This is a genomic window from Caulobacter sp. DWR1-3-2b1 (genome assembly GCF_049895765.1).
Lineage (GTDB): Bacteria > Pseudomonadota > Alphaproteobacteria > Caulobacterales > Caulobacteraceae > Caulobacter.
Genome location: NZ_JAFCSZ010000040.1, coordinates 1 through 24,522, shown reverse-complemented (window position 1 = coordinate 24,522; position 24,522 = coordinate 1). Strand labels below are relative to the sequence as shown.

16 protein-coding genes and 2 pseudogenes are annotated in these 24,522 nt (G+C 64.7%); 14 read left to right on the top strand and 4 right to left on the bottom strand.

Going from position 1 to position 24,522, the window contains the following annotated elements; all coding sequences use genetic code 11:
* The first annotated feature begins 348 nt into the window (after window positions 1–348).
* On the top strand, window positions 349–870 hold the full coding sequence (locus tag ACP69S_RS20480; protein ID WP_426000393.1) for a hypothetical protein: 522 nt from the start codon (window positions 349–351) through the stop codon (window positions 868–870).
* A 206-nt stretch (window positions 871–1,076) separates the two neighbouring features.
* Here ACP69S_RS20480 and ACP69S_RS20475 read toward each other — a convergent pair whose 3' ends face one another.
* Window positions 1,077–1,769, bottom strand: a complete 693-nt coding sequence (locus tag ACP69S_RS20475; RefSeq protein ID WP_426000391.1) for a helix-turn-helix domain-containing protein — start codon at window positions 1,767–1,769, stop codon at window positions 1,077–1,079.
* Window positions 1,770–2,082: 313 nt separating this feature from the next.
* On the opposite strand from ACP69S_RS20475, the gene ACP69S_RS20470 reads away from it, so the two are divergent.
* The 7 genes from ACP69S_RS20470 (at window position 2,083) to ACP69S_RS20440 (ending at window position 12,828) form a co-directional block, all read left to right on the top strand.
* Window positions 2,083–4,101 carry a serine hydrolase domain-containing protein gene (locus ACP69S_RS20470; protein WP_426000389.1) on the top strand — a complete coding sequence of 673 codons (2,019 nt, stop codon included), beginning with the start codon at window positions 2,083–2,085 and terminating at the stop codon, window positions 4,099–4,101.
* Window positions 4,102–4,178: 77 nt separating this feature from the next.
* Window positions 4,179–5,186: a dipeptide epimerase gene (locus tag ACP69S_RS20465; protein ID WP_426000387.1), complete on the top strand. Its 1,008-nt coding sequence runs from the start codon at window positions 4,179–4,181 to the stop codon at window positions 5,184–5,186.
* Window positions 5,183–6,496 (top strand): peptide MFS transporter, encoded by a 1,314-nt coding sequence (locus ACP69S_RS20460; protein ID WP_426000385.1) that lies wholly within the window; start codon window positions 5,183–5,185, stop codon window positions 6,494–6,496. The genes ACP69S_RS20465 and ACP69S_RS20460 overlap by 4 nt, the downstream gene beginning before the upstream one ends.
* Window positions 6,497–6,734: 238 nt before the next feature.
* The gene (locus ACP69S_RS20455; protein WP_426000383.1) at window positions 6,735–8,972 is read left to right on the top strand and encodes a TonB-dependent receptor; all 2,238 of its coding nucleotides are present in this window, start codon (window positions 6,735–6,737) and stop codon (window positions 8,970–8,972) included.
* A gap of 108 nt (window positions 8,973–9,080) precedes the next feature.
* The gene (locus ACP69S_RS20450; RefSeq protein WP_426000381.1) at window positions 9,081–10,127 is read left to right on the top strand and encodes a DUF1611 domain-containing protein; all 1,047 of its coding nucleotides are present in this window, start codon (window positions 9,081–9,083) and stop codon (window positions 10,125–10,127) included.
* Complete coding sequence (locus ACP69S_RS20445) at window positions 10,124–11,236, top strand: YkvI family membrane protein (RefSeq protein ID WP_426000379.1); 1,113 nt, start codon at window positions 10,124–10,126, stop codon at window positions 11,234–11,236. Before ACP69S_RS20450 ends, ACP69S_RS20445 begins: the two co-directional genes overlap by 4 nt.
* A gap of 17 nt (window positions 11,237–11,253) precedes the next feature.
* The gene (locus ACP69S_RS20440; RefSeq protein WP_426000377.1) at window positions 11,254–12,828 is read left to right on the top strand and encodes a serine hydrolase; all 1,575 of its coding nucleotides are present in this window, start codon (window positions 11,254–11,256) and stop codon (window positions 12,826–12,828) included.
* Window positions 12,829–13,205: 377 nt separating this feature from the next.
* Here ACP69S_RS20440 and ACP69S_RS20435 read toward each other — a convergent pair whose 3' ends face one another.
* Window positions 13,206–13,847 (bottom strand): TetR/AcrR family transcriptional regulator, encoded by a 642-nt coding sequence (locus tag ACP69S_RS20435; protein WP_426000375.1) that lies wholly within the window; start codon window positions 13,845–13,847, stop codon window positions 13,206–13,208.
* Between the two features lie 218 nt (window positions 13,848–14,065).
* Between ACP69S_RS20435 and ACP69S_RS20430 the strand changes: the two genes are divergently transcribed.
* The 5 genes from ACP69S_RS20430 (at window position 14,066) to ACP69S_RS20410 (ending at window position 22,221) form a co-directional block, all read left to right on the top strand.
* Window positions 14,066–16,588 (top strand): TonB-dependent receptor domain-containing protein, encoded by a 2,523-nt coding sequence (locus ACP69S_RS20430; RefSeq protein ID WP_426000373.1) that lies wholly within the window; start codon window positions 14,066–14,068, stop codon window positions 16,586–16,588.
* Between the two features lie 80 nt (window positions 16,589–16,668).
* On the top strand, window positions 16,669–18,492 hold the full coding sequence (locus tag ACP69S_RS20425) for a flavin-containing monooxygenase (protein ID WP_426000371.1): 1,824 nt from the start codon (window positions 16,669–16,671) through the stop codon (window positions 18,490–18,492).
* Between the two features lie 2 nt (window positions 18,493–18,494).
* A complete protein-coding gene (locus ACP69S_RS20420) occupies window positions 18,495–19,283 on the top strand; it encodes an SDR family oxidoreductase (protein WP_426000369.1) in 789 nt (262 codons plus the stop codon).
* 12 nt (window positions 19,284–19,295) lie between these two features.
* Window positions 19,296–20,759 carry an aldehyde dehydrogenase family protein gene (locus ACP69S_RS20415; protein WP_426000367.1) on the top strand — a complete coding sequence of 488 codons (1,464 nt, stop codon included), beginning with the start codon at window positions 19,296–19,298 and terminating at the stop codon, window positions 20,757–20,759.
* A gap of 22 nt (window positions 20,760–20,781) precedes the next feature.
* A complete protein-coding gene (locus tag ACP69S_RS20410; RefSeq protein WP_426000365.1) occupies window positions 20,782–22,221 on the top strand; it encodes an MFS transporter in 1,440 nt (479 codons plus the stop codon).
* 647 nt (window positions 22,222–22,868) lie between these two features.
* On the opposite strand, the gene ACP69S_RS20405 is transcribed toward ACP69S_RS20410, so the two are convergent.
* Window positions 22,869–23,135: a divalent metal cation transporter gene (locus tag ACP69S_RS20405; protein ID WP_426000395.1), complete on the bottom strand. Its 267-nt coding sequence runs from the start codon at window positions 23,133–23,135 to the stop codon at window positions 22,869–22,871.
* A gap of 85 nt (window positions 23,136–23,220) precedes the next feature.
* Window positions 23,221–24,045 (bottom strand): annotated as a pseudogene (locus ACP69S_RS20400) (Nramp family divalent metal transporter); the annotation flags it as partial.
* A gap of 359 nt (window positions 24,046–24,404) precedes the next feature.
* On the opposite strand from ACP69S_RS20400, the pseudogene ACP69S_RS20395 reads away from it, so the two are divergent.
* Window positions 24,405–24,482 (top strand): annotated as a pseudogene (locus ACP69S_RS20395) (hypothetical protein); the annotation flags it as partial.
* Between the last annotated feature and the right edge of the window lie 40 nt (window positions 24,483–24,522).

The window sequence follows — 24,522 nt, the reverse complement described above, 5'->3', positions numbered from 1 at the left end:
GGCTCCATCATCCCCTCAGCAGGGGCGCCCACGATGCCGTGGAATCCGTGCCCACCATCGCGTGGAAATCGTGCCCATGATGCCGTGGAATACGCGCCCACGATGCCGTGGAATGCGCAACCTGAACGCTGACGGTGGGGTCGAGCGGTGGATCTGAAGCCGTCTCGCCGATCGTCGACCTCCGCTGGGACTATCAGGTCTTACCCCTCACGCCGAAGGTGGGAGGGGTTCTCTCATCAGAACAATTTCTCTAATCGGAGAATTATTGTTGCCAGCGGTGTGCGCCTGGGCTTAGGTCGTGGTCGTGGAGGGGCGAGCAGTGTCCTCCGGAGATCAGGCGAAGCGCCCGTGAACCAGCCGAAGCCGCAATCGCCATATCCTTTTCCCGCCAGCGCCCTGACGCGCGGCGGGGTCGAGGTCGACCTCGAGATCATGACTAGGTTAGAGGGCCGACCGCTGCCCACCACCTTGGAACTGGCGGCGCTGTTCAAGGTCTCGCGGACAACGGCCTTTCGCATCCTGACGCGCATCCGTCAGAACGGTATGCTCAAGCTGGTGGGGCGAGTCAGGCTGTCCGACGATGCCTGTCATAGTGTTGTCGATCTGCGGGCCAGGCTGATCGATGCCGACGATCTGCGCCGGTTGGAAGCAAGGCTCATAAATGACCAACATGTCGCTCTCGCGGCCGCTGTGACTGGCAAGCACAACTATCGGGTCACCCTGATCCATGCAAACACGACCGACGCCAACGCTTGGTTCAAAGGCATCCTGGCCGAGCCTGCGGTGATTGATGGCGACCTGCGGTTCTGTCGGCCCATTATCGATCGCCAACAGTATGCCAGAGCGTTGGTTGGCGACCGACGCGGCTGATGTCTGCTTGCCGGCTCCACGTGCGGATCAGTTTCCGGCGCGACCAGCTCCAAGTGCGCCTAGTTTCGACCTATCTACGACGACAGCCTCGATCACCCTTGTCGTTGGAGCGCTTGGTGCAGCGGCGCGGTCCGAACACGGGCTGACGGAACAGAAGTTTATTCAAAGCTGGCTGATATCCATGGTCGCAAGCCGGCTTTGGAGCTTCATCGGGCTGCGGCCTCGCGGCGGTTGCCCATCAAGCGACGGACGGGCCGGGCCGGAGGCTCTTCGGGAGCGCCGTCGCCATGCAGAGTGATCAGAGACTCCATTAGGTCTTCATCTGCGCTCGAACACACGCCGAGCACCACGGCTTCCAGGCCGCCCTCGGGCACGACATAGGCATGCCCCATAGTACTGTCGATGTAGATCGACTCGCCGGTCTGCAAGGTCACCGGATCGTAGAACTCGGTGTGGATCTCGATGGGGCCTTCAAGGACGTAGATATATTCCTCGCCCGGATGGTGCACCAGTTCGCCAAACTCTTCGACGGTCTTGGCGCGGATGCGCGTGACTACCGGAACCATCCGCTTACGGCGCAGTTCCGGGCACATATAATAGTAGTCGTAGTTCTGAGTGTTGACCCGAATTGCTTCTTCAAGCCGTCCGATGCTGCGCCGCGCGGTGATGGGCGCCTCTGCGGCGGTCTCGGGTTCGCTGAACAGCTCCGACATTCGCAGGTTGAGCCGACGGCTTAGCTGCAGCAGCTTGTCATACGTCAGCGTCAGTCGATCGTGCTCGACCTTGGACAGAGTCGACAGGGGAATGCCTGTCCGGTCACTCATCTCCTTGAGCGTCCAGTCATTGCGCATGCGCAGGCTGCGGAGGAGGGCGCCCAGGGTCGGATGAGTCTGCTTCAAGGCTGGTTCCTCTCATCGCGGTCGCCCGCCTTGCGTTCACCGTCCTGATCAGGACGGCGTCTGGCCGGTTAGCCGAGGCCGGCGTTCCGCGAAACAGTTGGTCCAACCTAACATATTTGCTGCGGCAGGCACGGCAAGAACCGCGCATTACAAATTCTCAACCTAGACTACGGTCGTTGACAATTCTCCAATGCGGACCAGTATCGCCTAATTGGGACAATTCGGCCGCCCTCGCATCTCGCAAGGTCGCCGCGTCATCGTCCCTCAGCAACGCCGGACCCCGCACGTTATGCGCAGGTCCGTAGGGGGTCCCATGCGATTCTTATCCGCCGCCGCCACTTTGGCTGCCTTGACCTTGTGCTCAGCGAGCGTAGCCGCGCCGGGGCAGGCCCTCGCGCCGCCGACCGCGCCGGTCGCGTCCAAGACCGCGCCCCAAGTTGGGATGACCCCGGCGTCGGCTCCCGGCGCTGCCGGCGGCCGCCCCCTGACCGCGCCCGACCTTGAGGCCTGGCTAGACGGCTACATGCCTTATGCGCTTCAGCGCGGTGACGTGGCCGGCGCCGTGATCGTCGTCGTCAAGGACGGCCAGGTGCTACTGCAGAAGGGCTATGGCTACGCCGATGTCGCCAAGCGCAAGCCCGTCGATCCGGCCGCCACCCTGTTCCGGCCGGGCTCGACCTCGAAACTGTTCACCTGGACGGCGGTGATGCAGCAGGTCGAGCAAGGCAAGATCAATCTCGACGCCGACATCAACACCTATCTCGACTTCCGGATCGAGCCTGGCCCGGGCGGCAAGCCGATCACCATGCGGGACGTCATGACCCACACGGCGGGCTTCGAGGAGGCGGTCAAGGATCTGATCACCACCGACATCAAGAAGCTCCCGCCGCTCGGCGCTGTGGTGAAGCGCTGGACGCCCAGCCGCATCTACGCCGCGGGCTCCACCCCGGCCTATTCGAACTACGCCACCGCCCTGGCCGGCTATGTGGTCGAGCGGACCTCTGGAATACCGTTCGACGACTATGTGGAGCGCAATCTGTTCGCGCCACTAGGCATGACCAATTCCAGCTTCCGTGGTCGTTTGCCACCAGCCCTGGCGGCCAACATGTCCCTGGGCTACGAACTCGGCTCCGGCAAGCCAAAGCCTTATGAACTGATCGGCATGGCCCCGGCAGGCTCCCTTGCCTCGACAGGTTCGGACATGGCGCGGTTCATGATCGCCCACCTGCAGCAGGGCGCCTATGGCGACAAGCGGATCCTGCGGGCCGAAACTGCCCAGATGATGCACTCGACCGGCCGCACTTCGCTGCCGCCGCTGAACCGCATGGCGCTGGGCTTCTACGAGACCAACATCAATGGTCGCCGAGTCATCTCGCACGGCGGCGACACCCAATGGTTCCACAGCAACCTGCACCTGTTCCTCGATGACGGCGTGGGCATCTTCATCTCGCTCAACAGCCTGGGCAAGGAAGGGGCCGCCGGCCCGATCCGCGGGGCGATCTACGGCGAGTTCGCGGATCGCTACCTGCCGGGCCCGGCTTTTGAAGGTCAGATGGATCCCAAGGTCGCGGCCGAGCACGCCAAGATGATCGCCGGGACTTACGACAATTCCCGTCGCGTCGAGAGCAGCCTGGTCAGCGTGGTCGGCCTGTTGGGCGAGGCCAAGGTGGTGGCCAATCCAGACGGTACGATTACCTTCTCGGTCCTGCGCGGCTTCAACGACGTGCCCAAGAAGTGGCGTGAGATCTCGCCATTCGTCTGGGCTGATGTCGATGGCGGCAAGGAGCGTCTTGCGGCCAAGGTCGAGAATGGCCGCGTCGTCCGCTTCGGCGTCGACCCCTATCCGTTCATGGTCTTCGAACCGACCCCCGCGGCCAAGTCGGGCGCCTGGTTGCTGCCGGCTGCGGGCGCCAGCCTCGCGGCCCTGCTTCTCACTGTGATCCTGTGGCCAATCACGGCCATCGTGCGCCGGCGCTACGGTCAGTCCTTCCCGCTGCACGGACAGGAGGCTCGAGCCTATCGCCTGGTCCGCATCGGCGCCGCCGCTTCGGCCCTGTCCATCGTTGCCTGGATCGGCACGGTGCTGACCATGTTTGGCGACCTGGCGCTGCTCTCGGCCGGCATGGATGCGTGGATCTGGGCGCTGCACATCCTGGGTAGCCTGGGCGTGTTTGCCGGCCTTGGCCTGGCGATCTGGAACCTGACGGTGGTCTGGAAAGGCAAGCGTAGCTGGTTCGCCAAGCTGTGGAGCGTCGTGCTGGTGCTCTCCACCCTGGTGTTGACCTGGCTGGCTATCGCCTTCCACCTAGTTGGTCTCGGCGCGAACTACTGATCTTGGTCGAGGCGTCCGACCTTGGGTCGGGCGCCTCCCAGCTCCTTTTTTCTTTGCTCGATCATCCGGAGGTCGCCATGACCGCCCAGCGTCAGCGCATTCTGAGCGCCGTCGAGGACCCCTTGCCCTTCAAGGCGCCGTTCACGATCACCGGCTACACCTTCACCGCCTGGCCGGTTGTGGTCGCCCGACTGGAAACGGGCGGCCCAGCGGGCGAGGGCGAGGCGTCGGGCGTCTATTATCGCGACGAGAATCCCGCCGCGATGCTGGCGACCATCGAGTCGGTCCAGGAGGAAATCGAGGCCGGTGCGGACCGCCAGACCCTTCGCAATCTGCTCCCGGCCGGCGGTGCGCGCAACGCGCTGGACTGCGCCCTATGGGACCTGGAATCCAGGCAGGCGGGACGGCCGGTCTGGGCGCTGGCCGGGCTGGAGGCCCCGAGGCCGCTGATCACCACCTTCACCATCGGCGCTGCCGATCCGGGCAAGATGGCGGATGACGCCTTGGGCTATGTTCAGGCGCGCTCCCTGAAACTGAAGCTGACGGGTGACCCAGACCTTGAGGCCGAGCGGCTGCGGGCGGTGCGCAAGGCGCGTCCGGACGTCTGGATCGGCGTTGACGCCAATCAGGGCCTGACCCCCGATACGCTGGAAGCGCTGCTGCCGGCCCTGGTCGACTGCGATGTGAAGCTGCTGGAGCAGCCTTTCGCCATTGGTCGCGAGGCTGATCTCGAAGGGATCAAGTTGCCGCTGCCGGTAGCGGCCGACGAGAGCGTGCAGGGCCTGGCCGACATCGAGGCCCTCGTCGGGCGCTTCGACATCGTCAACATCAAGCTCGACAAGTGCGGTGGGCTGACAGAAGGGCTGATGATGGTCGCCGAGGCGCGTCGCCTTGGGCTGGGCGTCATGGTCGGCAACATGGCTGGCTCCAGCCTGGCCCTCGCGCCGGGCTTCTTGCTGGGTCAGCTCTGCGACATCGTAGATCTGGACGGGCCGGTGTTCATCTCCCGCGATCGGGATCCGCCGGTGGTCTATGAGGACGGCCACGTCTCCTATCCGGCCAACGGCTGGGGAGGCGGCGCGTGACCGGCGGGGCGCCGACCCAGGGCAGGTCGCTGTTCGGGCAGCCGGTCGGGCTGACCGTCCTGTTCCTGACCGAGATGTGGGAGAAGTTCTCTTTCTACGGAATGCGCGCCCTGCTGGTCTATTACATGACCAAGCAGCTGCTGATCGCGCAGGAAGAAGCCTCGCTGATCTACGGCTTCTACGCCGCCTTCGTCTATTTCACCCCGATCGTCGGAGGCTATGTCTCAGACCGTTGGCTGGGCCGGCGCAAGTCAGTGATTATCGGTGGCTCGGTGATGGCCCTAGGCCATTTCATGATGGCCTTCGAACCGGCCTTCTACGGCGCCCTGGCCCTGATCGCCGTGGGCAACGGCCTGTTCCTGCCCAGCCTGCCTAGCCAGATCGGCGCGCTTTACGGACCCGCCGATCCCCGGCGGCACCGGGCCTACAATGTCTATTATGTCGGTGTGAACCTGGGCGGGCTTCTGGCTCCGCTGGTCTGCGGCACCTTGGGCGAGACCCTGGGCTGGCACTACGGCTTCGGCGCGGCGGGCGTCGGGATGCTGGCTGGGCTGGTCATCTATGTGCTGGGGCGCAAGCACTTGCCGGCCGATCCGCCGCGCGGACGTCTCGTGCAGTCTGGGCCAATGACGCGCGCCGGGGGCCAGAAATTCCTGCTTGTGCTGCTGGGCGTGGGCCTGTGCGTCATCGTCTTCCGAGGCGCTTACGAGCAGGTCGGCAACACCGTGGCCCTGTGGTCGGACAAGGACGTGAACCGTATCGCCGGCGGGTTCACGATCCCAGCGACCTGGTTCCAGGCGCTGAACCCGCTGTTGGTCTTCGTCCTGACGCCGTTGTTCCTGGCCCACTGGTCGCACCAGGCGGCCAAGGGGCACGAGCCGTCGCCACTGGCCAAGATGTCGCTGGGCGCCTTCACCGTCGCCTCGGCTTTCCTGCTGCTGGCGGTGGTCGCTACGATGAGCGGCCGGGCGCCGGCCAGCTGGATCTGGCTGGCGGCCTTCTTCGCCCTGCTGACGGCCGGCGAGCTCTACATCCTGCCGGTGGGGCTGGGCTTGTTCGCGCGCCTGGCGCCGGGCGGCATGGTGGCCACCACCATCGCGGCCTGGTTCCTGGCCGCCTTCGCCGGAAACCTGCTGGCCGGCGTGCTAGGCGCCCAGTGGACCCGCATGGGGCCGACGGCCTTCTTCGCGATGATGGCTAGCGTGGCCGGGCTGTCAGGACTGCTGCTGGCGGTCATGGCGGCCTTCACCCGGCAAGCCGAGCCGGCCGACGACTCGCCGGTGAAGCCCGCAATTCTCCGGGAAGGATGATTGGACGTGCTCGGACGGGTTTGTGTCACCGCCCCAGATCGGGAAAGCCTCAGATAATAGGCAGTTTCGCCCCACGTTCGCCGAGTTGACAATTCTCATATTGGGATCATTCTCTCCAAATCAGGATTGTTTTCGCTCAGGAGGCAGCGAGCTCTGTCGGGGGATCTCGTGACACGCCGTCGTCTGCCGGGACCGACTGATCCGGACAAGCACAACAAAAACCAAGAGGGGGTACGGGATGATTAAGCGTAGCAATTCGAGGCGTCTGGTCCTGGCGGCGTCGACCGCCGCCATCGCGCTGACGTCGAGTGGCATGGCCTTCGCGCAGTCCGCCAGCAACGAACTGGACGTGATCGTGGTCACCGCGCAAAAGCGCGAGCAGACCTTGATCGACGTGCCGCAATCCATCTCGGTAGTGTCCGGCGAGACGCTCGAAGCGGTACACGCCTCCACTTTCGCCGACTATCTGAAGCTGGTGCCTGGCCTTCAGGCCACCCAGGACACCCCCGGCCAGAGCCGCTTGGTCCTTCGCGGGATCAACACCGGCGGCGTGGCTTCCACCGTCGGCGTCTATGTGGACGAGACACCGTTCGGGTCGAGCACCGGTCTGGTCAACGGCGCGGTCCTGGCCGGCGATTTCGACACCTTCGACGTGTCCCGCATTGAGGTCCTGCGGGGGCCCCAGGGCACTTTCTACGGCGCCAGTTCGTTGGGCGGCGTCCTGAAGTTCGTCACCAACGCGCCGCAGTTCGGCGAGACGGTAGTCCGAGCCCGGGGCAATGTGGAGGCCACGAAAGGCGGGGCCGAGTCCTACAGCGCCAACGCCGTGTTCAATATCCCGTTGGGCGACACCCTGGCGTTCCGCGCATCGGGCACCTACCGCGAGATCGGCGGCTCCATCGACTCGATCGGCACGGGCGGCTCGGATATCGAGAAGGACATCGATGACTCGCGCAGCTATGGCGGTCGCGCTTCCCTGCTGTTCAAGCCCAGCGACAAGTTTTCGCTGCGCCTGAGCGTGGTGGTTCAGAACATCGAGGCCGACGCAGGCTCAGCGGTGGAAAGCAATCCCAACACCTTGGAGACCCTCTACGGTCGCCGGTCGCAATCGCAGTTTGTGCCGCAGTTCTCGGACGTCAATTATCGCGTCTACAACGCTACCGGCGATGTAAATCTCGGGTTTGCGGACCTGACATCCTCGTCAAGCTACAGCACGCAGAAGCAGACGCTGCGCACTGACCTAACCACCAATCTCAGCGGGCTCGTGGCCGCCATCTTCGGCGTGCCAAACGAGTTCCTGCTGGCTCAGAACACCAATGTGGAAAAGTACACTCAGGAACTGCGGCTGTCGTCCAACGCGGCTGGCCCGTTCGAGTGGCTGGTCGGCGGCTACTACAATCACGAGAAGGGCCTGATCCGGCAGCAGTATCACGCGGTGAGGCCCGGCACGTTCACCGACATCGCGGGCCTCCCTCTGCTCGGCAAGGTGGCCTTGCCGTCCAAGTATGAAGAGCTGGCGGGCTTCGCGAACGTGACCCTGCACCTCGGCGATCGCGTCGATATCGACCTCGGCGGGCGCTATAGCCACAACAGCCAGAAGGCCAGCCAGGTCGGCGACGGGGTCCTCGCAGGCGGCCCCACGTCCTTCTCGGTGACCTCGTCGGAAGAGGTGTTCACCTACTCGGCGGCCCCGCGGTTCAAGGTCAGTGAGCACGCTTCGCTCTACGCGCGCATCGCCAAGGGCTTCCGCCCGGGCGGGCCGAACGTCATCCCGCCCGCCGCGCCGGCCAGCACGCCCAAGACCTACGACTCCGACTCCGTGCTCAGCTACGAACTCGGCTTCAAGGGCGAAACGGCCGACCGCCGGTTCGGCATCGACGTCGCTGTCTTCCATATCGACTGGAAGAACATCCAGCTCTTCGCCGCGGTTAACGGCTTTGGCGTCAACATCAATGGCTCGGGGGCCAAGAGCGACGGCGCCGAATTCACCGCGACGGCGCGCCCCATCCCGGGGCTCAATCTGTCCGTGAACGGCGCCTATACCGACGCCAAGCTGGACGGGGACACCAGTCCCCTGGTCGGCGGGTTAAAGGGGGATCGCCTGCCGTTCACGCCGGAGCTCAGCTTGGCGTTCAACGCCGACTATCGATGGGCGGTTAAGGCCGGCGTCGAGGCCTATGTCGGCGGCTCAGTCCGTCACCTGTCGGATCAGGCTGGCGGGTTCGACGCGACCTATCGCGCCGCCAACGGCCGCCAGCGCGAGGTCAAATCCTACGAGGTGGTCGATCTCCAGGCCGGCGTGGATCTCGGCCAGGTCTCTCTTGAGGCCTACGTCAAGAACCTGGGCGACAGCGATGGTCGGGTCTCAACCTCCGCCGTCACGGCCAACGGCTTCAACGTCAACCCCAACGGCGCGATGACGACCGGGGTGGTTCGGCCACGCACGATCGGTTTGGCGGTGACAGCCGAGTTCTAGGCCTCCGCCTCCCGCGCGCCGCCACCTGAAGGGCGGCGCGCGGGCCCCGTGCTCGCGAGATCAAAATATGCGTACCGTTCCATCTCCTGGCCCAACGAGAGCCTTTCGATGACCGCCTCCCTCGCGCGACGTGAGAGCTCCCCGGTCAGCCTCCCGCAGCCCTATCTGCTGTTCTTGGGAGACGTGACGGAAGCTGGCTTTGCCAAGACCGCCTTTGGCCTGAAGGACTGGGCGGCAGACCTGTGCGTCGGCGAGTTGGCCTGTTCCAGCGACGCGGTGACCACAGGCCTGACCCGCATGACGCCCAAAAAAGCCTATGTCCGGGGCGCCCGGGCGATGGTGATCGGGGTCGCCAACCCGGGCGGGGTCATCAAGCCAAGCTGGATGCCCAGCCTGCTGGACGCGCTTGAGGCGGGCCTCGACCTGATCGCCGGCATGCACGCACGCCTGGAGGACGCGCCGGAGTTGAAGGCGGCGGCGGAGCGCTATGGCCGGAAGCTGATCGACGTCCGGCGTCCGCCCGCGGGCATCCCTATCGCCACCGGTCGCAAGCGCACAGGCAAACGCCTTCTGACCGTCGGCACCGACTGCGCCATAGGCAAGAAGTATACGGCCTTGGCCTTGGCAGCGGCGTTCAAGGCGCGAGGTGTCGGCGCCGATTTCCGCGCCAGCGGCCAGACCGGGATCATGATCGCCGGCGGCGGCGTGCCCATGGACGCGGTGGTCTCGGACTTCGAAGCCGGCGCCGCCGAGATCCTCAGCCCCGACGCTGCGCCCGACCACTGGGACGTGATCGAGGGGCAGGGTTCTCTATCCCATCCGGCCTATGCCGCCGTGTCTCTGGGCCTGCTGCATGGCAGCCAGCCTGACGTGGTGGTGCTGTGTCATGAGCCCGGCCGCGAGCGACTGCTGGGTTTTCCCGAATTCCGTACCCCCAGCTTGATCGACGCGATCGCGGTGAACCTGCAAATGGGCGCCCTGACCAACCCAAACATCCGCTGCGGCGGTGTGAGCTTTAACACCTCGGCTCTGACGCAGCAGGAGGCCGAGGTGCTGATGGCCGTAGCTTCAACAGCCCTGAGCTTGCCGGTGGCCGATCCCCTGCGCGGCGGGCCGGCTTTCGAGCGCCTGGTCGATAACTGCCTCGCCCCATGAGCCAGCCGTCCTGGTTCCAGCGCTATCTGCTGCCGGGCTTCGCGTTCAAAGCGGTGGTGATCGGCGGCGGCTACGCCACCGGTCGGGAGCTGGCCGAGTTCTTCCTCCCCAGCGGACCATGGGGCGGCCTGATGGCCATCGCTCTGGCCACCGCGATCTGGAGCGCGGTCTGCGTGGCGACCTTCCTGTTCGCGCGAGCAACGGGCAGCGAGGACTACCGGACTTTCTTCCGCAACCTGCTGGGACCCTTCTGGGGCGTGTTCGAGGCTGCCTACGCGATCTTCATCGTGCTGATCCTGGCAGTGTTTGGCGCGGCGGCCGGTGCGATCGGCGAGGCGGTGCTCGGCTGGCCGCCGCTGGTCGGCGCCCTGTGCCTCACCGTCGGCATCGCCGGTTTCGTCACCTTCGGCAACACGGCCGTGGAGCGATTGTTCAAGTACGTGTCGTTCTTCCTTTACGGGGTCTACGCCCTGTTCGTGATCCTGGCCTTCAGCCGGTTTGGCGACCGGATCGCGGCGGGGTTCGCGACGCCCGCGCCAATCGACGGCTGGGCGCTCGGAGGGCTGACCTATGCCAGCTACAACATCATCGGGGCCGTAGTGATCCTGCCGGTCGTGCGGCATATGACCAACCGGCGCGACGCCGTGGTGGCCGGACTGCTGGCCGGGCCTCTGGCGATGATCCCGGCAGCGCTCTTCTTTATTTGCATGGTCGCTTACTACCCGCAGATCGGAAGCGAGGCCCTGCCATCGGACTTCCTGTTGCAGCGCCTGAACTTTCCGGCGTTCCATGTGGCGTTTCAGCTGATGATCTTCGCGGCCCTGCTGGAGAGCGGGACGGGCGCGGTGCACGCGATTAACGAGCGCCTGGCCCACGTCTGGACCCAGCGCAGGGGCGGGGATTTTCCGCACAGGTGGCGACTGGCCGTGGCCGGTGTGCTGCTGGTGGGCTCGATCTTCATCGCCGACCGCTTCGGTCTCGTGACCTTGATCGCCAAGGGCTACCGGCTGCTGGCCTGGATGTTTCTGGCCGTCTATGTCGCGCCGCTGATGACCTGGGGCGTCTGGCGGCTCTGGAAGGGGCACGCGCCGCGTGTCGCAACCGTTTGATTCAGAGGGATACCGTCATGCGCCATATCCTCACGGCCCTGGCCTTCGGGCTGGCCATTCCCGCCATCGCCGCGGCCGATCCGCCCAAGGGCTTCGACGTTCGGGTCGAGGCCATGCGCCAGAGCCAGGGCGCGCCCGGCATGGCCATCGCCATCGTCGAGAACGGCAAGGTCACCCTGGCCAAGGGTTATGGCGTCAAAGGCCTAAAACATCCTCAGAAGGTCAACGCCGACACGCTCTTTCAGATCGGATCGGTCTCGAAGGCCTTCACTTCGGCGGCCCTGGCCACCTTGGTCGATGACGGCAAGATCAAGTGGGATGACCCGGTCATCGACCACATGCCGGGCTTCAGGATGTACGACCCTTGGGTCACCCGCGAGATCACTGTGCGGGACCTGATGGTCCACCGGAGCGGCCTGGGGCTAGGGCAGGGCGACCTGATGTTCGTGCCCGCGACAACGCTAAGCCGGGCCGAGAGCGTACGGCGCGTGCGCTATCTCAAGCCCGTCACCAGCTTCCGCTCTTCTTACGCCTACGACAACGTCCTCTATATGGTCGCTGGCCAGATGATCGAAGACGTCACCGGCAAGACCTGGGAGGACTACGTCCGCGACCGGCTGCTTAAGCCGGCCGGCATGGCCAGCAGCGTCACCAACGACGTTGATCGCTTCAGGGCGACAGACCGCGCCTATCCCCACGGCCGCCTGGGCGAAATGCGCGGCCTTGGTCCCCAACAGGCCCTGGACGAGAAGGAGGTCGCGCTCGGCGTCAATTCGGCCCCGGCCGGCGCCATCGCCGCCAGCGCCAACGACATGGCCCGCTGGCTGGCCGTCCAGCTCGCGGCCGGCAAGATCCCCGGCTCGGACAAGCGCTTGTTCTCCGAGGCCGCCTCGCGCGAAATGTGGAAGCCGGTGGTGCCGGTGCCCGCGCCTAACCTGACCGGCGCCCTGGCCGAGGTCGTTCCGCAGTTTCGCGCCTACGGTCTGGGCTGGATGATTCAGGACTATCGCGGTCACAAGATCTACCAGCACGGCGGCGCGACCCTGGGCTTCCGGGCCGCCATCGTGCTGATCCCCGAGAAGAACATCGGCATCGTCCTCCTCAACAATTCCGAGGAGAACGCTCTGATCCCGGGCCTGCAGGCCGAGCTGTTGGACCACTATCTGGACCTGCCCAAGCGCGACTGGTCGGCGGCCTATGTCGAGTACATGGACAAACGAAACGCCGAGGGGCTGGCGGCGGTGCGCGCGGCCTCGACCACACGGCCGGCGACCAAGCCCTCACTGCCCGTGGCCAGCTACGCCGGCGCCTATGCCGATCCCTGGTACGGCCCGATCGCGATCAGCGAAAAGGACGGCGCGCTGTCGATCAACTTCCAGCAGACGCCCGGCATGGTCAGCCCGCTGGAGCACTGGGCTTACGACACCTTCATTGCGCGCTTCCCCGGCTCGACTACCGAGCCCGCCTATGTGAGCTTCGCGCTGGACGCCAACGGCAAGCCGGAACGGATCACCATGAAGGCCGTCTCGCCCATCGCCGACTTCAGCTACGACTATCAGGACCTGCTGTTCACGCCGGTGACAGTTCAATAGGGCACATCAGCGGATTGCAGAGGGGCTGGGTTCAGTGTCCAGGCCCCGTCTTTTTAACAGCGTCGGAGGAAAGCCGCTTCCGGATCTAGCGAAAAGCATTGCAGACGCCTATTTCTCCGCAAAAATAACTCGCCTTATGTGCCGACTGCTCTGTATCGGGTGGCAGGGGCAATAGATCATTTCAGACTCGCCTCCGGCGTTCACTTCTCTCGGCGCTGGCAGAGCTTTCGCGCGGAGTTTTTGGGCAGCTGGTTTACGACCCAGGCACGCTAAAATCGTTTCGCTATAGGTGCCTTCTGTCGAAGGCTTATCTCAGGGCGCGCGCTCCCTGAATGTCGCGGGTAGCCCGAATCGTGAGCGGCAGGACAGGGCGCCGTTCAAGACGACGATCGTGGCTCTAGGCCCTGCAGGCTGACCAAGCCGATCGCGGCCATCAATCGATCTACCGTGATGTCTTCGACGCTGGGAACCCATTTGCCCAGCCAGATCAGCATGCCCAGCAAAAGCTGTACGACAAGCGCGGCTTCGCATTGGACGATCGAGCCGTCGCTCATGCCGTCGTGCAGGAAGCGTTCGAGCAAGCCCTTCAGCCGATCGCCCCAAGCGTCGATCATCTGGCGCTGATCTTCGTCCAGATACGAGTGATCGCCGAAATAGAGCTGGGGGCCGTTGCGCGCGGAGTCGAGCAAAAGATCCCGGAAAAAGCGCTCGAGCTTGGCTGATCCTTTCCCGCCAGCTTGGTCGGCCTCGGTCAGAAGATGCTCGAAGCGTTCCAGTGAACGCACGTGGCAGGCATAGACCAGGGCCTGCTTGTTGGGAAAATAGTAGTAGAGGGCCGTGTCGCGCACATCTAGCGTCGAGGCGATTTCCGTCATGGTCGCCAGGGCGAAGCTCTTGGCATTGATGATTTCGATCGCGGCGCGAAGGATCGCGTCGCGCTTCTTGGCCGACTTGCGGCTGTGCGCCAGCCCCTTGTCGTCGTCGATCACGGCCGACTGAGCGGCGCTTTCGCCTTTCACGATGTCAGTTCCCAAGCGCGCCAGGACGGCTGTTTTTCTATCGGGCGCTTGGTCGCTTCCCGCAAGTCCCCGTGTGGTGAACTCCGGGGTGTCTAAAAATTTGAACTTGTCTTCAAAAAATGAAGTGGTAATCAAATTGTATCGAGCCGTGAAGCGCCGCCCAAGACGCGCGCACGCCGCGTGGGTTGAAACGACAAAAACAAAAGGGAGGTCTTTCCATGCACAAGATCCATTTTCTGGGCGCGTCCTTGCTTGCCCTGATCGTCGCCGGCCCGGCCCTCGCGCAGGACAATGCGGCACAGGCCACCGACGCCAGTTCAATCATCGACGAAATCGTCGTCACCGCCACAAAGCGCGAGCAGACCTTGCAGGACGTGCCGATCTCGGTGTCGGTGACCAGCGCCCAGGCCATAGAGCGGGCCCAAGTCCGCGACCTGATCGACCTGCAGTCGCTGGTGCCTTCGCTGAAGGTCTCTCAGTTCAACGCGGTCGGCCAGACTAACTTCATCATCCGCGGCTTTGGCAACGGCAACGGCAACGACGGAATCGAGAGCTCGGTCGGCGTCTTCATCGACGGCGTCTATCGCTCGCGGTCCTCGTCGGCCCTGGACGACCTGCCCGAGATCGAGCGCATCGAAGTGTTGCGCGGCCCGCAATCGACCCTGTTTGGCAAAAACGTCTCGGCCGGCGCGATCAGCATCGTGACGAAGAAGCCGTCGTTCGAGTTCGGCGGCAAGGCCGAGGTCAGCTTCGGCAATTACGACCTGAAGCAATTCAAGGCCACGGTGTCGGGTCCGGTCAGCGAGACACTGGCTGTGCGCTTGTCTGGCGGCGTCAACAAGCGTGACGGTTTCGCCACCAACCTGACCACGGGCAATGACGTCAATGATCGCGACCGCTGGTCGATCCGCGGCGACGCCCTGTGGCTGCCAACAGACAAAACGTCCGTGCGGATCATCGCCGATTACAACAAGATCAGCGAGGTCTGCTGCGCCGTCGTGTCCTTGTTCAATGGCCCGGCCACCCAATTCATCGGCGCGACCGCGCCGTTCGGCTTGGGCAAGCCGGTCGGCAATCCGGCCACCAAATTCGACCGCGACATCATCTTCAACACCGACCCGACCAACAGACTGGTAGGCAAGGGCCTGTCAGGCCAGGTCGATCAGGATCTGGGCTTCGCCGCCCTGACCGCGATCACCGCCTATCGCAAGCAGACCAGTGAGTCGTACCAGGACGTCGACTTCACCGGCGCGGACCTGGCCAACAAGGCTGATGGTAATGCGATCAAGACCTTCACCCAGGAACTGCGCCTAGCCTCCAAGGGCGAGGGGCCGTTCCACTGGCTGGTCGGAGGCTTTTATCAGAGCGAGAAGCTGTCGACGGGCCGCACCATCAGCTACGGAACCGATATCCGCAGCTTTGGCGACGGCTTGAGCGGCCAGGTCCCCGCCGCCCTGATCGGCGCCCTGCCGGCGCCGCTTCGCCCGGCCCTGACTGGCCGCTCGAACCTGTACGCACTGGAATTCCTGCAGAGCCTGGTGACGCCGTCGATCCGTCCTGGTTCGACCTACTTCCAGGCCGGCCAGGGCATCGACGACTACTATACGATGGACCAGACCTCCTATTCGCTGTTCAGCCAGGCCGACTACGAGGTCACCGATCGCCTGACCCTTACTGGTGGTCTGGCCTATCTGAACGATGAGAAGGACGCCGCCGCACAGGTCGTGCTGCGTGACCCGCTGTCAGCCCTGAACCTGCAGGCCGTTCCGCAGTTCGCGGCCCTGGGCCTGCCGGGCAATATCTACGGCGCGCTCGGCGGCCTGCAATTCTACTACGGCAACACGCCCAACCACGCCCCGGTCAACTTCCCCAATGCCACAGAGTCGGGGAACCTGAAGGGCAACAAGGTCACCTATGCGGCTCGAGCGGCCTACGACTTCGGAGCGATCAACGCCTATGTCAGCTATTCGACGGGCTGGAAGGCCGGGGCGTTCAACCTCTCCTCCGACAGCCGTCCGCCCAACGCCAATGGGGTGGGTCGCACCGCCTCGCCCGAAGACGTCAGTGTTTATGAAGCTGGTCTGAAGGCCAATTTTCAGGGTGGCTACTTCAATCTGGCCGTCTTCGACCAAGCGATAGAGGGCTTCCAGTCCAACGCCTTCACCGGCATCGGCTATAGCCTGGTCAACGCCGGCAAGGAATCAGTGCGCGGCTTCGAGATCGACAGCGCCTATCGGCCGCTCTCGTGGCTGTCCCTGACCGGCGCGGTCACTTATCTAGATCCGAAATACGACAGCTTCACCGGCGCGGCCTGCGTGAACTATGACACCGCCCGCTGCCCGGTGAACCCAGCCACCGGCACGCGTCCCAACTTCCGCGACCTGACAGGCGACAAGCCGGCGGGCATCCCCAAGTGGAGCCTATCGACCTCAGCCACCGTCACCCATGACTTTGGCAATGGCTATTCGGGCTATCTGAGGGCCGAGTATGACTACACCAGCAAGGTGCAACTGAGCGAGACCACCCCGCCCAACCTGTCGACCTGGGGCCAGAACAACGTCAACGCCAGCCTGGGCCTGACCAATGCTGAGCACAAGCTCGAGGTCATGCTGTGGGGCCGCAACCTGACCAAGGACGACAGCCTGATCGCCACCTTCCCGACCGTCGCTCAGGACGGAAGCTATAGCGGCTATCCCAACGCCCCCCGCACCTACGGCGTGACGGTGCGCAAGACGTTCTGACTACCTCGGAACGCAAACTGCCGCCCGGCCATGTCCTCATGGTCGGGCGGACCTTCTTCTCGAATTTTGACGGACAACAGATGCCGGACTCCGACAAGGCCTCGGGCGCGATCACGCCGGATCTCCAAGCCCTGCGTGATCGCTACCGCCAGGAGCGCGACCGCCGGGCCAATCAAGGCGACCGCCGCTACCACGACATGGGCGAGGCCAGCTTCTCGCACCTAGTGGCCGATCCCTACGCGGTTCCGACCGAACGGGCGCCGGTGGACGATGCGGTGGATGTGCTGGTGGTCGGCGGCGGCTTTGGCGGCCTGCTGGCGGCGGCCCGCCTGAAAGAGGCCGACGTCGAGACGGTCCGCATTGTGGAAGCCGGCGGCGACGTCGGCGGGGCCTGGTACTGGAACCGCTATCCAGGCGCGGCCTGCGATATTGAGTCCTACATCTATTTCCCGCTGCTGGAAGAGACCGGTTACATGCCGGTCGAGCGCTACTCCAAGGCCCCGGAAATCCGCGCCCATACCCAGCGGATCGCCGAACATTTCCAGCTCTATGACGACGCCCTGTTCTCGACCCAGGTGACGTCCCTCGATTGGGACGCCGAGGCGGCGCGTTGGCGGGTGGCGACCGATCGCGGCGACACCATCCGGGCCCGTTTCGTGGTCTTGGCCACCGGACCGCTCAACAAACCCAAGCTGGCGGCGATCCCGGGTGTCGAAACCTTCAAGGGCCACGCGTTCCACACCAGCCGTTGGGACTACGACTATACCGGCGGCAGTTCGACCGAGCCGCTGGAGAAGCTACGCGACAAGCGCGTGGGCGTGATCGGCACGGGCGCGACGGCGATCCAGTGCGTGCCGCCGGTCGCCGCCAGCGCCCAGCATCTCTACGTCTTTCAACGCACGCCTTCGTCGGTGGACGTTCGCAACAACACCGCGACCGATCAGGCCTGGGCTTCCAGCCTCGAGCCCGGTTGGCAACAGGCGCGGATGGAGAACTTCACCGCCCAGATGGCCGGCCACCTAGTCGACGACGACATGGTCGGCGACGGCTGGACGGTGCTGGCGCGCGCCGTGAAGAAGATGTTCGCCGAAGATCCCCAGAACGCCGACTTCGGCGCGTTGCTCGAGAGGGCGGACCTGGAGAAGATGGTCGAGGTTCGCGCGCGGATCGACAGCCTCATAGAGGACCCGACGACCGCCGAGGCGCTCAAACCCTGGTTCAGCCTGTTCTGCAAGCGGCCCTGTTTCCACGACGATTATCTGGGCGTCTTCAATCGCTCCAACGCCACCCTGGTCGACACAGCCGGTCGCGGCGTCGAGCGGATCACCGAGACCGGCGTTGTGGTGGCCGGCAAAGAATACGCGCTGGACTGCCTGATCTTCGCCACCGGGTTCGAGGTCGGCGGCGACTTCGCTAAGCGTTCGGGCTTCGACCTGCGCGGCGTCGGCGGCCTGTCGCTGTCGGACAAATGGGCGCAAGGCGCCGCGACCTTCCACGGCCTGCACAGCCGCGGATTTCCCAACTGCTTCATCATCAGCCAGGCCCAGTCGGGCATGTCGCCCAACTTCCCGCACATGCTCAGCGAGCAGGCCAAGCATGTGGCTCACATCGTTGGCCATTGTGTTCGGGTCGGTGTGCGAACCGTCGAGACCTCGGTCGAGGCCGAAGATCGCTGGGTGGATGAGATCGTCGCGAGGGGCGAAGATCGCATCCGTAAGCTTCAAGCCTGCACCCCCGGTTACTACAACAACGAAGGCCGCCCCTCGATGGAAACGGCCAAGGGCCTTCCGCACGCCGCCGGCCCCGTTGTGTTCATCGACATGTTGCGCCGCTGGCGCGAGGCGGGCGACTTCGCCGGCCTGGAACTGGACGGCGCGCCGACGCGCGCCACGGAAGGCGTTTGACCATGACCCTAGCCAACGGTCGCAAGGCCATCTTTATCACTGGCGCGGCCTCGGGCATGGGCCGCGAGACAGCGCTGCTGTTCGCCCGTCAAGGCTGGTTCGTCGGGGCCCATGACGTAAATCTCGCCGGCCTTCAGGCGTTGCAGCTCGAAATCGGCGACGGCAACGGGATCTTCGCCACGCTCGACGTTACAGACCGTGAAGCCTTCGCCGCCGCCATCGCCCGGTTTGGCGACGAGACCGGCGGAACACTGGACGTGATGTTCAACAACGCCGGCATCGCCGTCGCCGGGCTGTTCGACGAACTGGCTTGGGAAGACATCATCAGCGTCATCAACGTCAATCTGCTGGGCGTGATGATCGGCATCCGCGCGGCGATCCCGTTGCTCAAGGCCACGCCCGGATCGCTGTGCCTGACCACCTCGTCGTCTTCAGCGATCTTCGGCACCGCCGGCATCGCCACCTATTCGGCCACCAAACACGCGGTGCGGGGCCTCACCGAGGCCCTTTCGATCGAGTTCATGCGCCATGGCGTGAGGGTCGCCGATCTGCTGCCGGGCCTGATCGACACCCCGATCCTCTCGGCGAGCGTCAAGGCCATGGCGCCGCCGGACGGCATGTGGCGGCTGACACCGCCTTCGGAAGTCGCTGACGCCGTCTGGGCCGCCTATCACGGCGACAAGCTGCATTGGTACGTGCCCGAAGAGCTGAAGGCCTTCGATCTGCAAGTCACCGCCGAGCCCGAAGTCGTCCGCGCTGAGCGCGCAGCCCTTGCAGCCTTCCGCCAATAGCGAGATCCGCCGATGTCGATCCTTGAAGCCTCCGCCTCGGTGCCCGCTCAGGAGCTTGAGGCGCCTACCATCGCAGGACTGCGCGCGGCGTTCGACGCCCAACGCGACGCCTTCGCGGGCGATCGAAATCCGACGCTGGATGAGCGCCGGCGGCGGATCGAAGCCTTGATCGGCATGATGCTCGCCAATCGCCAGCGCATCAGCGCCGCGCTCAGCCAGGATTTCGGAGCTCATCCGGTCCCGGCGTCCGACCTTATCGAGGTCTTGGGCGTGGTCGGTCGCGCCCGGTACGTATTGGCCAATCTTGAGGCCTGGATGGCCCCGATTCCGCGAGAGACCGATCCCGCGTTCCTGGGAACGTCCCGCGCTTACATCCAGAGCCAGCCCAAGGGTGTCATCGGCAACATCTCGCCCTGGAACTTCCCCTTCGACCTGTCGGTGGGGCCGATGATCGAGATGCTGGCGGCCGGCAACCGCGTGATGGTCAAACCGTCGGAGTTCACCCCGGCCTGCAGCGCGCTTCTGGCCGAAATGGTCGCGGCGACCTTCGATCCGACCTTGGTCCAAGTCGTCACCGGCGGCCTTGAAGTGGCCCAGGCGTTCTCGGCTCTGCCGTGGGACCACCTGCTCTATACCGGCAGCCCGAACGTCGGCCGTCAGGTGATGGCGGCGGCTGCGCGCAACCTGACGCCGGTGACCCTGGAGCTGGGCGGCAAGTGTCCGGCGCTGCTGACGCCCGGCTCGGTCAGCGCCGTCAGCGTGGAATCCGTCATTGGCACCAAGATCATCAAGAATGGTCAGATGTGCGTCTCGGTCGACTATTGCCTGGTCCACCGGTCGGAAGTCGAAGATTTCGTCGATTACGCCACCGCCTTCATGCACACCGCCGCGCCGTCCTATTCACGCAGCGACGAATGCACGGGCATCATTTCGACGAGGCATCTCGAACGCTTGCAGGCCCTGCTTCAAGAGGGCCGCGATCACCACGCCCGCATCGTGACGCTGGAGCGCGACCAGGAGGTTGATCCCACGACCCGGCGAATGCCGATGTCTCTGGTCATCGATCCCGACCAGGATCTTGGCTTGATGCGCGAAGAGATCTTCGGACCGATCCTACCCGTGGTCGTCTACGACGACCTGGAGGCTGCAATCGCCACGATCAACGCCGGCGAGCGTCCGCTGGGCCTCTATGTGTTCGGCGATCAAGCCGTGGCCGATCGGGTGCTGGCCCAGACCTCCTCGGGAGGCGCAGCGATCAACACCTGCGCAATGCAAAGCGCCTTGCCGTCGCTGGCGTTCGGCGGTGTCGGCATGAGCGGCATGGGACGTCACCATGGCGTCGAAGGCTTCCGCGAATTCTCCAACCCTCGCGGCGTCTTCGTGCGCGGGGAGGGCGACATGATCGATGCGTTCTATTCGCCCTACGCCAAGGCGGCGGCGGTCGTGCAGGCCGTTCTGTCCTCCGGCCACAACTGAAGCCAAGCAAGCGCAGCGCGTCATGAGCGATTTACAACCAGCGGCCCTGGCCCCGGCGCCGCGTCGCGTGCCTGTCTCAACCAAGCTGGCCTATGGCGTCGGTTCTGTCGCCTATGGGATCAAGGACAACGGCTTCTCCACCCTGCTGCTGCTTTTCTACAATCAGGTGATCGGCCTGCCGGCCCAGATGGTCGGCCTTGCTGTGATGATCGCCCTGATCTTCGACGCCTTCGCCGACCCTCTGATCGGACACCTGTCGGACAACACACGCTCGCGCTGGGGCCGGCGTCACCCGTTCATGTACGCCGCCGCCTTGCCGGTCGGCGCGCTCTATCTGTTGCTGTGGAACCCGCCGACCGGAGATCAGACCGTCACCCTGATCTATCTGGTGGTGGTCGCTATCTTGGTCCGGACGGCGATCTCTTGCTACGAGGTGCCATCCAGCGCGCTCGCACCCGAGCTTACGACCGACTACCATGAGCGCACCTCGATCCTGGGCTACCGCTACATGTTCGGCTGGGCGGGCGGCATGGGCATGCTGCTCTTGACGTTCGGCGTCTTCTTGGCGCCAAGCCGGGAGTTTCCGGCCGGTCAGCTCAATCCGGGCGGCTACCGCACCTATGCCATGGTGGCGGCATCCATGATGGTCGGGGCAATTCTACTTTCGACGCTCGGCACCCATCGTCAGATCGCGAGATTGCCAAAGGCCCCCTCCACCCGAGGGCGGCTTTCGGACGTGCTGCGCGCGCTGCGCAATCGCAATTTCCTCGTGCTGATGCTGGCCGGCGTGTTCGCCTATACGAGCCAGGGTCTCAGCTTCGCGCTCACCACCTATTTCTACACCTACCTTTGGCAGTTTCCGGCCTCCGTGCTGGTGATCTACACCTTGGCAGTGATGGTCGGCGTGGCTCTGGGCTTCGCGGCCGCCACGCACGTGTCTCGACGCCTTGGAAAGCGCAACGCCGCGATCCTGTTCCTGCTTCTGGCCATTCCCACCACTAGCGCCCCTTACATCCTTCATCTGCTGGGCTTGGCGCCAAGCCGGGACGGCGGCGTGCTCCTTCCGCTTCTGCTAGCTTCCACCCTTATCGCCACCGCCATGGGTGTCGGCGTCGCGATCCTCGCTGAGTCGATGATGTCCGATATCGTTGAAGAGGCTCAGGCGACGTCAGGCGAGCGCAACGAAGGCGTGTTCTTCGCCGGTTCGTTCTTCATGAAAAAGAGTGTCTCGGGCGTCGGCATTTTCCTCTCGGGCGCCTTGTTGGCCTTTGCGCGTTTCCCCGATGCGGCCACGCCTGGCGCGGTCGAAGCCGCAGTCCTGGACCGCCTGACCTTGAGCTATGTCGCTTTGACGATTACCTGCGGCTTGGCCGCGGCGTTGATCTTGCGCGCCTTCGGCATCACCCAGGCGGGACACGAAGCGCGCGTGACGCGTTTGTTGCCAGAAGAGCCGTCATCCTAGGCCGCAGATCCGTTTTTCGCGCCAGACCTGCGAGGTTGCAGGGGCCTCGTCTGGCGAGGTCATCAAGGTGGACCGCGTCCGGCTGCTTGGCCCGAACGGTTGGACGCCTCGTTCAGGGTTTCGATCCTGCCTTGGCGCGACCGCGCGGGCGCGGTCGGCGGGCTGATCATCAACAGCCAGACGTTGTTTGTGACTGAGGCCAGAGAGGAGGCCGACCTGACGGCCACCGCCTGGAGGACGCTGTCGCCTTGGCCGGCATCCTCGTCCGGGAAGTCAACCACGCCACGCGTCAGGTCACGGGCTGGGGCGCGACCGACACTTTCTTCGAAGGGGGCTGAGCTACTTAAAACACGGCTGGTAAAGCCGGCTGTCCCCTTGCAATTTATGGCGCGTCTCGGCGGGTGCGCTGCTGAGAAGCCGGCACTGGGGGAGAAAGTGTTGCAAGTCAGATCGCGACCGTTACTCCGGCAAGGCGATGACAAAACTAGGGGTAGGAACTGGGGTATCGAAACCAAACCGGTGATTAAGTGTTGAAAAGTATGAAATTCTATCTCTGGAGGGCAGGCTGCGTCTCCGCCAAGCTCCATTCCATCGCCGTCCACGAACGTCCATACAGGTGTTGTGCCGGCACGGTCCGCAGGGTCAGGTCAGCCCGCGAAGACCTCTCGCAGGAGGGTCAGGTTCAAGGCGACGATCGCCAGGGCGATCACCCAGGCCAGAGCCTGAAGCCACCCGGGGCTGACCAGAGCCCCCGTCCGCGCGCGGTCGCCCGTAAGCCACGCCAACGGGACCACCGCGAACGGCAGTTGCAGGCTCAGGATCACCTGCGAGAGGATCAGCAGTTCGCCCAGGGCGCGCTCGCCATGGAGCGCGATGACCGCGATGGCCGGGATGACCGCAAGAAGCCGCTTCACCAATCGCCGCCTCCAGGGGGGTCATGCGCAGTCGCACAAACCCCTCCATGACGATCTGACCCGCCAAGGTCGCGGTCAGCGAAGTGTTCTGTCCGGCCGCCAGCAGCGCGATGGCGAAAAGCGTCGCAGTGCCCGCGCCGAGCAGCGGCGCGAGCACGGTGTGGGCCTGGGCGATGTCGGTGACCTCGGTCTTGCCGGCGGCATGAAAAGTCGCGGCGGCGAGGATCAGGATTGCGGCATTGACCATCATCGCCAGCAACAGGGCCAGACTGCTGTCCCAAGTGGCCATGCGGGCGGCCGACAACCGACCCGCTTCGTCCAGCCCATCGCGCCGGGTCTGCACAATTGACGAGTGAAGGTAGAGGATATGGGGCATGATCGTGGCCCCCAGTATGCCTATCGCGAGGTACAGAATCCTCGGATCGGTGACGAGTTACGTGCTGGGTAAGAACCCGGACGCCACCTGGCTCCACTCCGGACGCGCGAGGGCGACCTGCACGACAAGGCAGGCCCCGACCAGCACCAGAAGGCTGACCACGATGGCCTCCAGTCGGCGGAAGCCTCCGCGCTGCAGGGCCAGCACCAGCATGACGTCAAGGGTGGTCAGGCAGACGCCCAGCAACAGCGGGATGCCCAGCAAGGGCTTGAGCCCCAGGGCGGTACCCGGCAGCTCTGCCAGTTCGCAGGCGCAGATGCCGATCTCGGCCAGGACCCACAGGGCGAAGCTGACAGGCGGGCTGAAGCGGCCGCGGCAGGCCTGGGCCAGGTCGCGCCCGGTGGCGATGCCCAACCGTGCGGCCAGCGCCTGCAGCACGATGGCCATCAGGCTGGACAGCAACACGACCGCGAGCAGGCGATAGCCAAAGGCCGAGCCCGCAGCCAGGTCGGTCGCCCAGTTGCCGGGATCCATGTAGCCCACGGCCACCAGAAAGCCCGGCCCGGAGAAGGCCAGCAGTTTGCGGCCCCACGAACCGGTCCGCGGGACTGCTACCGAGCGATAGCTCTCCTCAAGGCTGACGGTCTGAGGCGTAGACCGCCAGGCCGCGGCGTTGGGGAAGGCCGGGCCGGCGGAGGGCGAGGCGGGCTCGTCCGTGGTTTGCCTCACGGCTCGCACCGCTCGCAAACTTGATCGGACAAGCCCGCGCGCACTAGGTCTCCTGTTCGGTGATCTTGCCCGCGCCAGGGCCGGCGCCGAGATCCACGCCCGTCACTGGATTGGCGGTGGGATCGGACTGGGTGCGCGCCGCCAGGACCTCGAGAAACCTCGGCTGTACGTCGTCAGAAGTTTTGAGACAGCCGGGTCGCGGATTTAGCGGAGGGTTGGCCTCATCTGGGGTTGATATCTAGGCGGCGATTTTGCGGTGCTGCAAGCGCCGATGTTCGAGGG

Coding starts and splice junctions, on each gene's coding strand:
- ACP69S_RS20425 (WP_426000371.1), top strand. CDS start 16,669: ATGCCGGACTCCGACAAGGCCTCGGGCGCGATCACGCCGGATCTCCAA.
- ACP69S_RS20430 (WP_426000373.1), top strand. CDS start 14,066: ATGCACAAGATCCATTTTCTGGGCGCGTCCTTGCTTGCCCTGATCGTC.
- ACP69S_RS20415 (WP_426000367.1), top strand. CDS start 19,296: ATGTCGATCCTTGAAGCCTCCGCCTCGGTGCCCGCTCAGGAGCTTGAG.
- ACP69S_RS20450 (WP_426000381.1), top strand. CDS start 9,081: ATGACCGCCTCCCTCGCGCGACGTGAGAGCTCCCCGGTCAGCCTCCCG.
- ACP69S_RS20455 (WP_426000383.1), top strand. CDS start 6,735: ATGATTAAGCGTAGCAATTCGAGGCGTCTGGTCCTGGCGGCGTCGACC.
- ACP69S_RS20420 (WP_426000369.1), top strand. CDS start 18,495: ATGACCCTAGCCAACGGTCGCAAGGCCATCTTTATCACTGGCGCGGCC.
- ACP69S_RS20465 (WP_426000387.1), top strand. CDS start 4,179: ATGACCGCCCAGCGTCAGCGCATTCTGAGCGCCGTCGAGGACCCCTTG.
- ACP69S_RS20445 (WP_426000379.1), top strand. CDS start 10,124: ATGAGCCAGCCGTCCTGGTTCCAGCGCTATCTGCTGCCGGGCTTCGCG.
- ACP69S_RS20440 (WP_426000377.1), top strand. CDS start 11,254: ATGCGCCATATCCTCACGGCCCTGGCCTTCGGGCTGGCCATTCCCGCC.
- ACP69S_RS20470 (WP_426000389.1), top strand. CDS start 2,083: ATGCGATTCTTATCCGCCGCCGCCACTTTGGCTGCCTTGACCTTGTGC.
- ACP69S_RS20410 (WP_426000365.1), top strand. CDS start 20,782: ATGAGCGATTTACAACCAGCGGCCCTGGCCCCGGCGCCGCGTCGCGTG.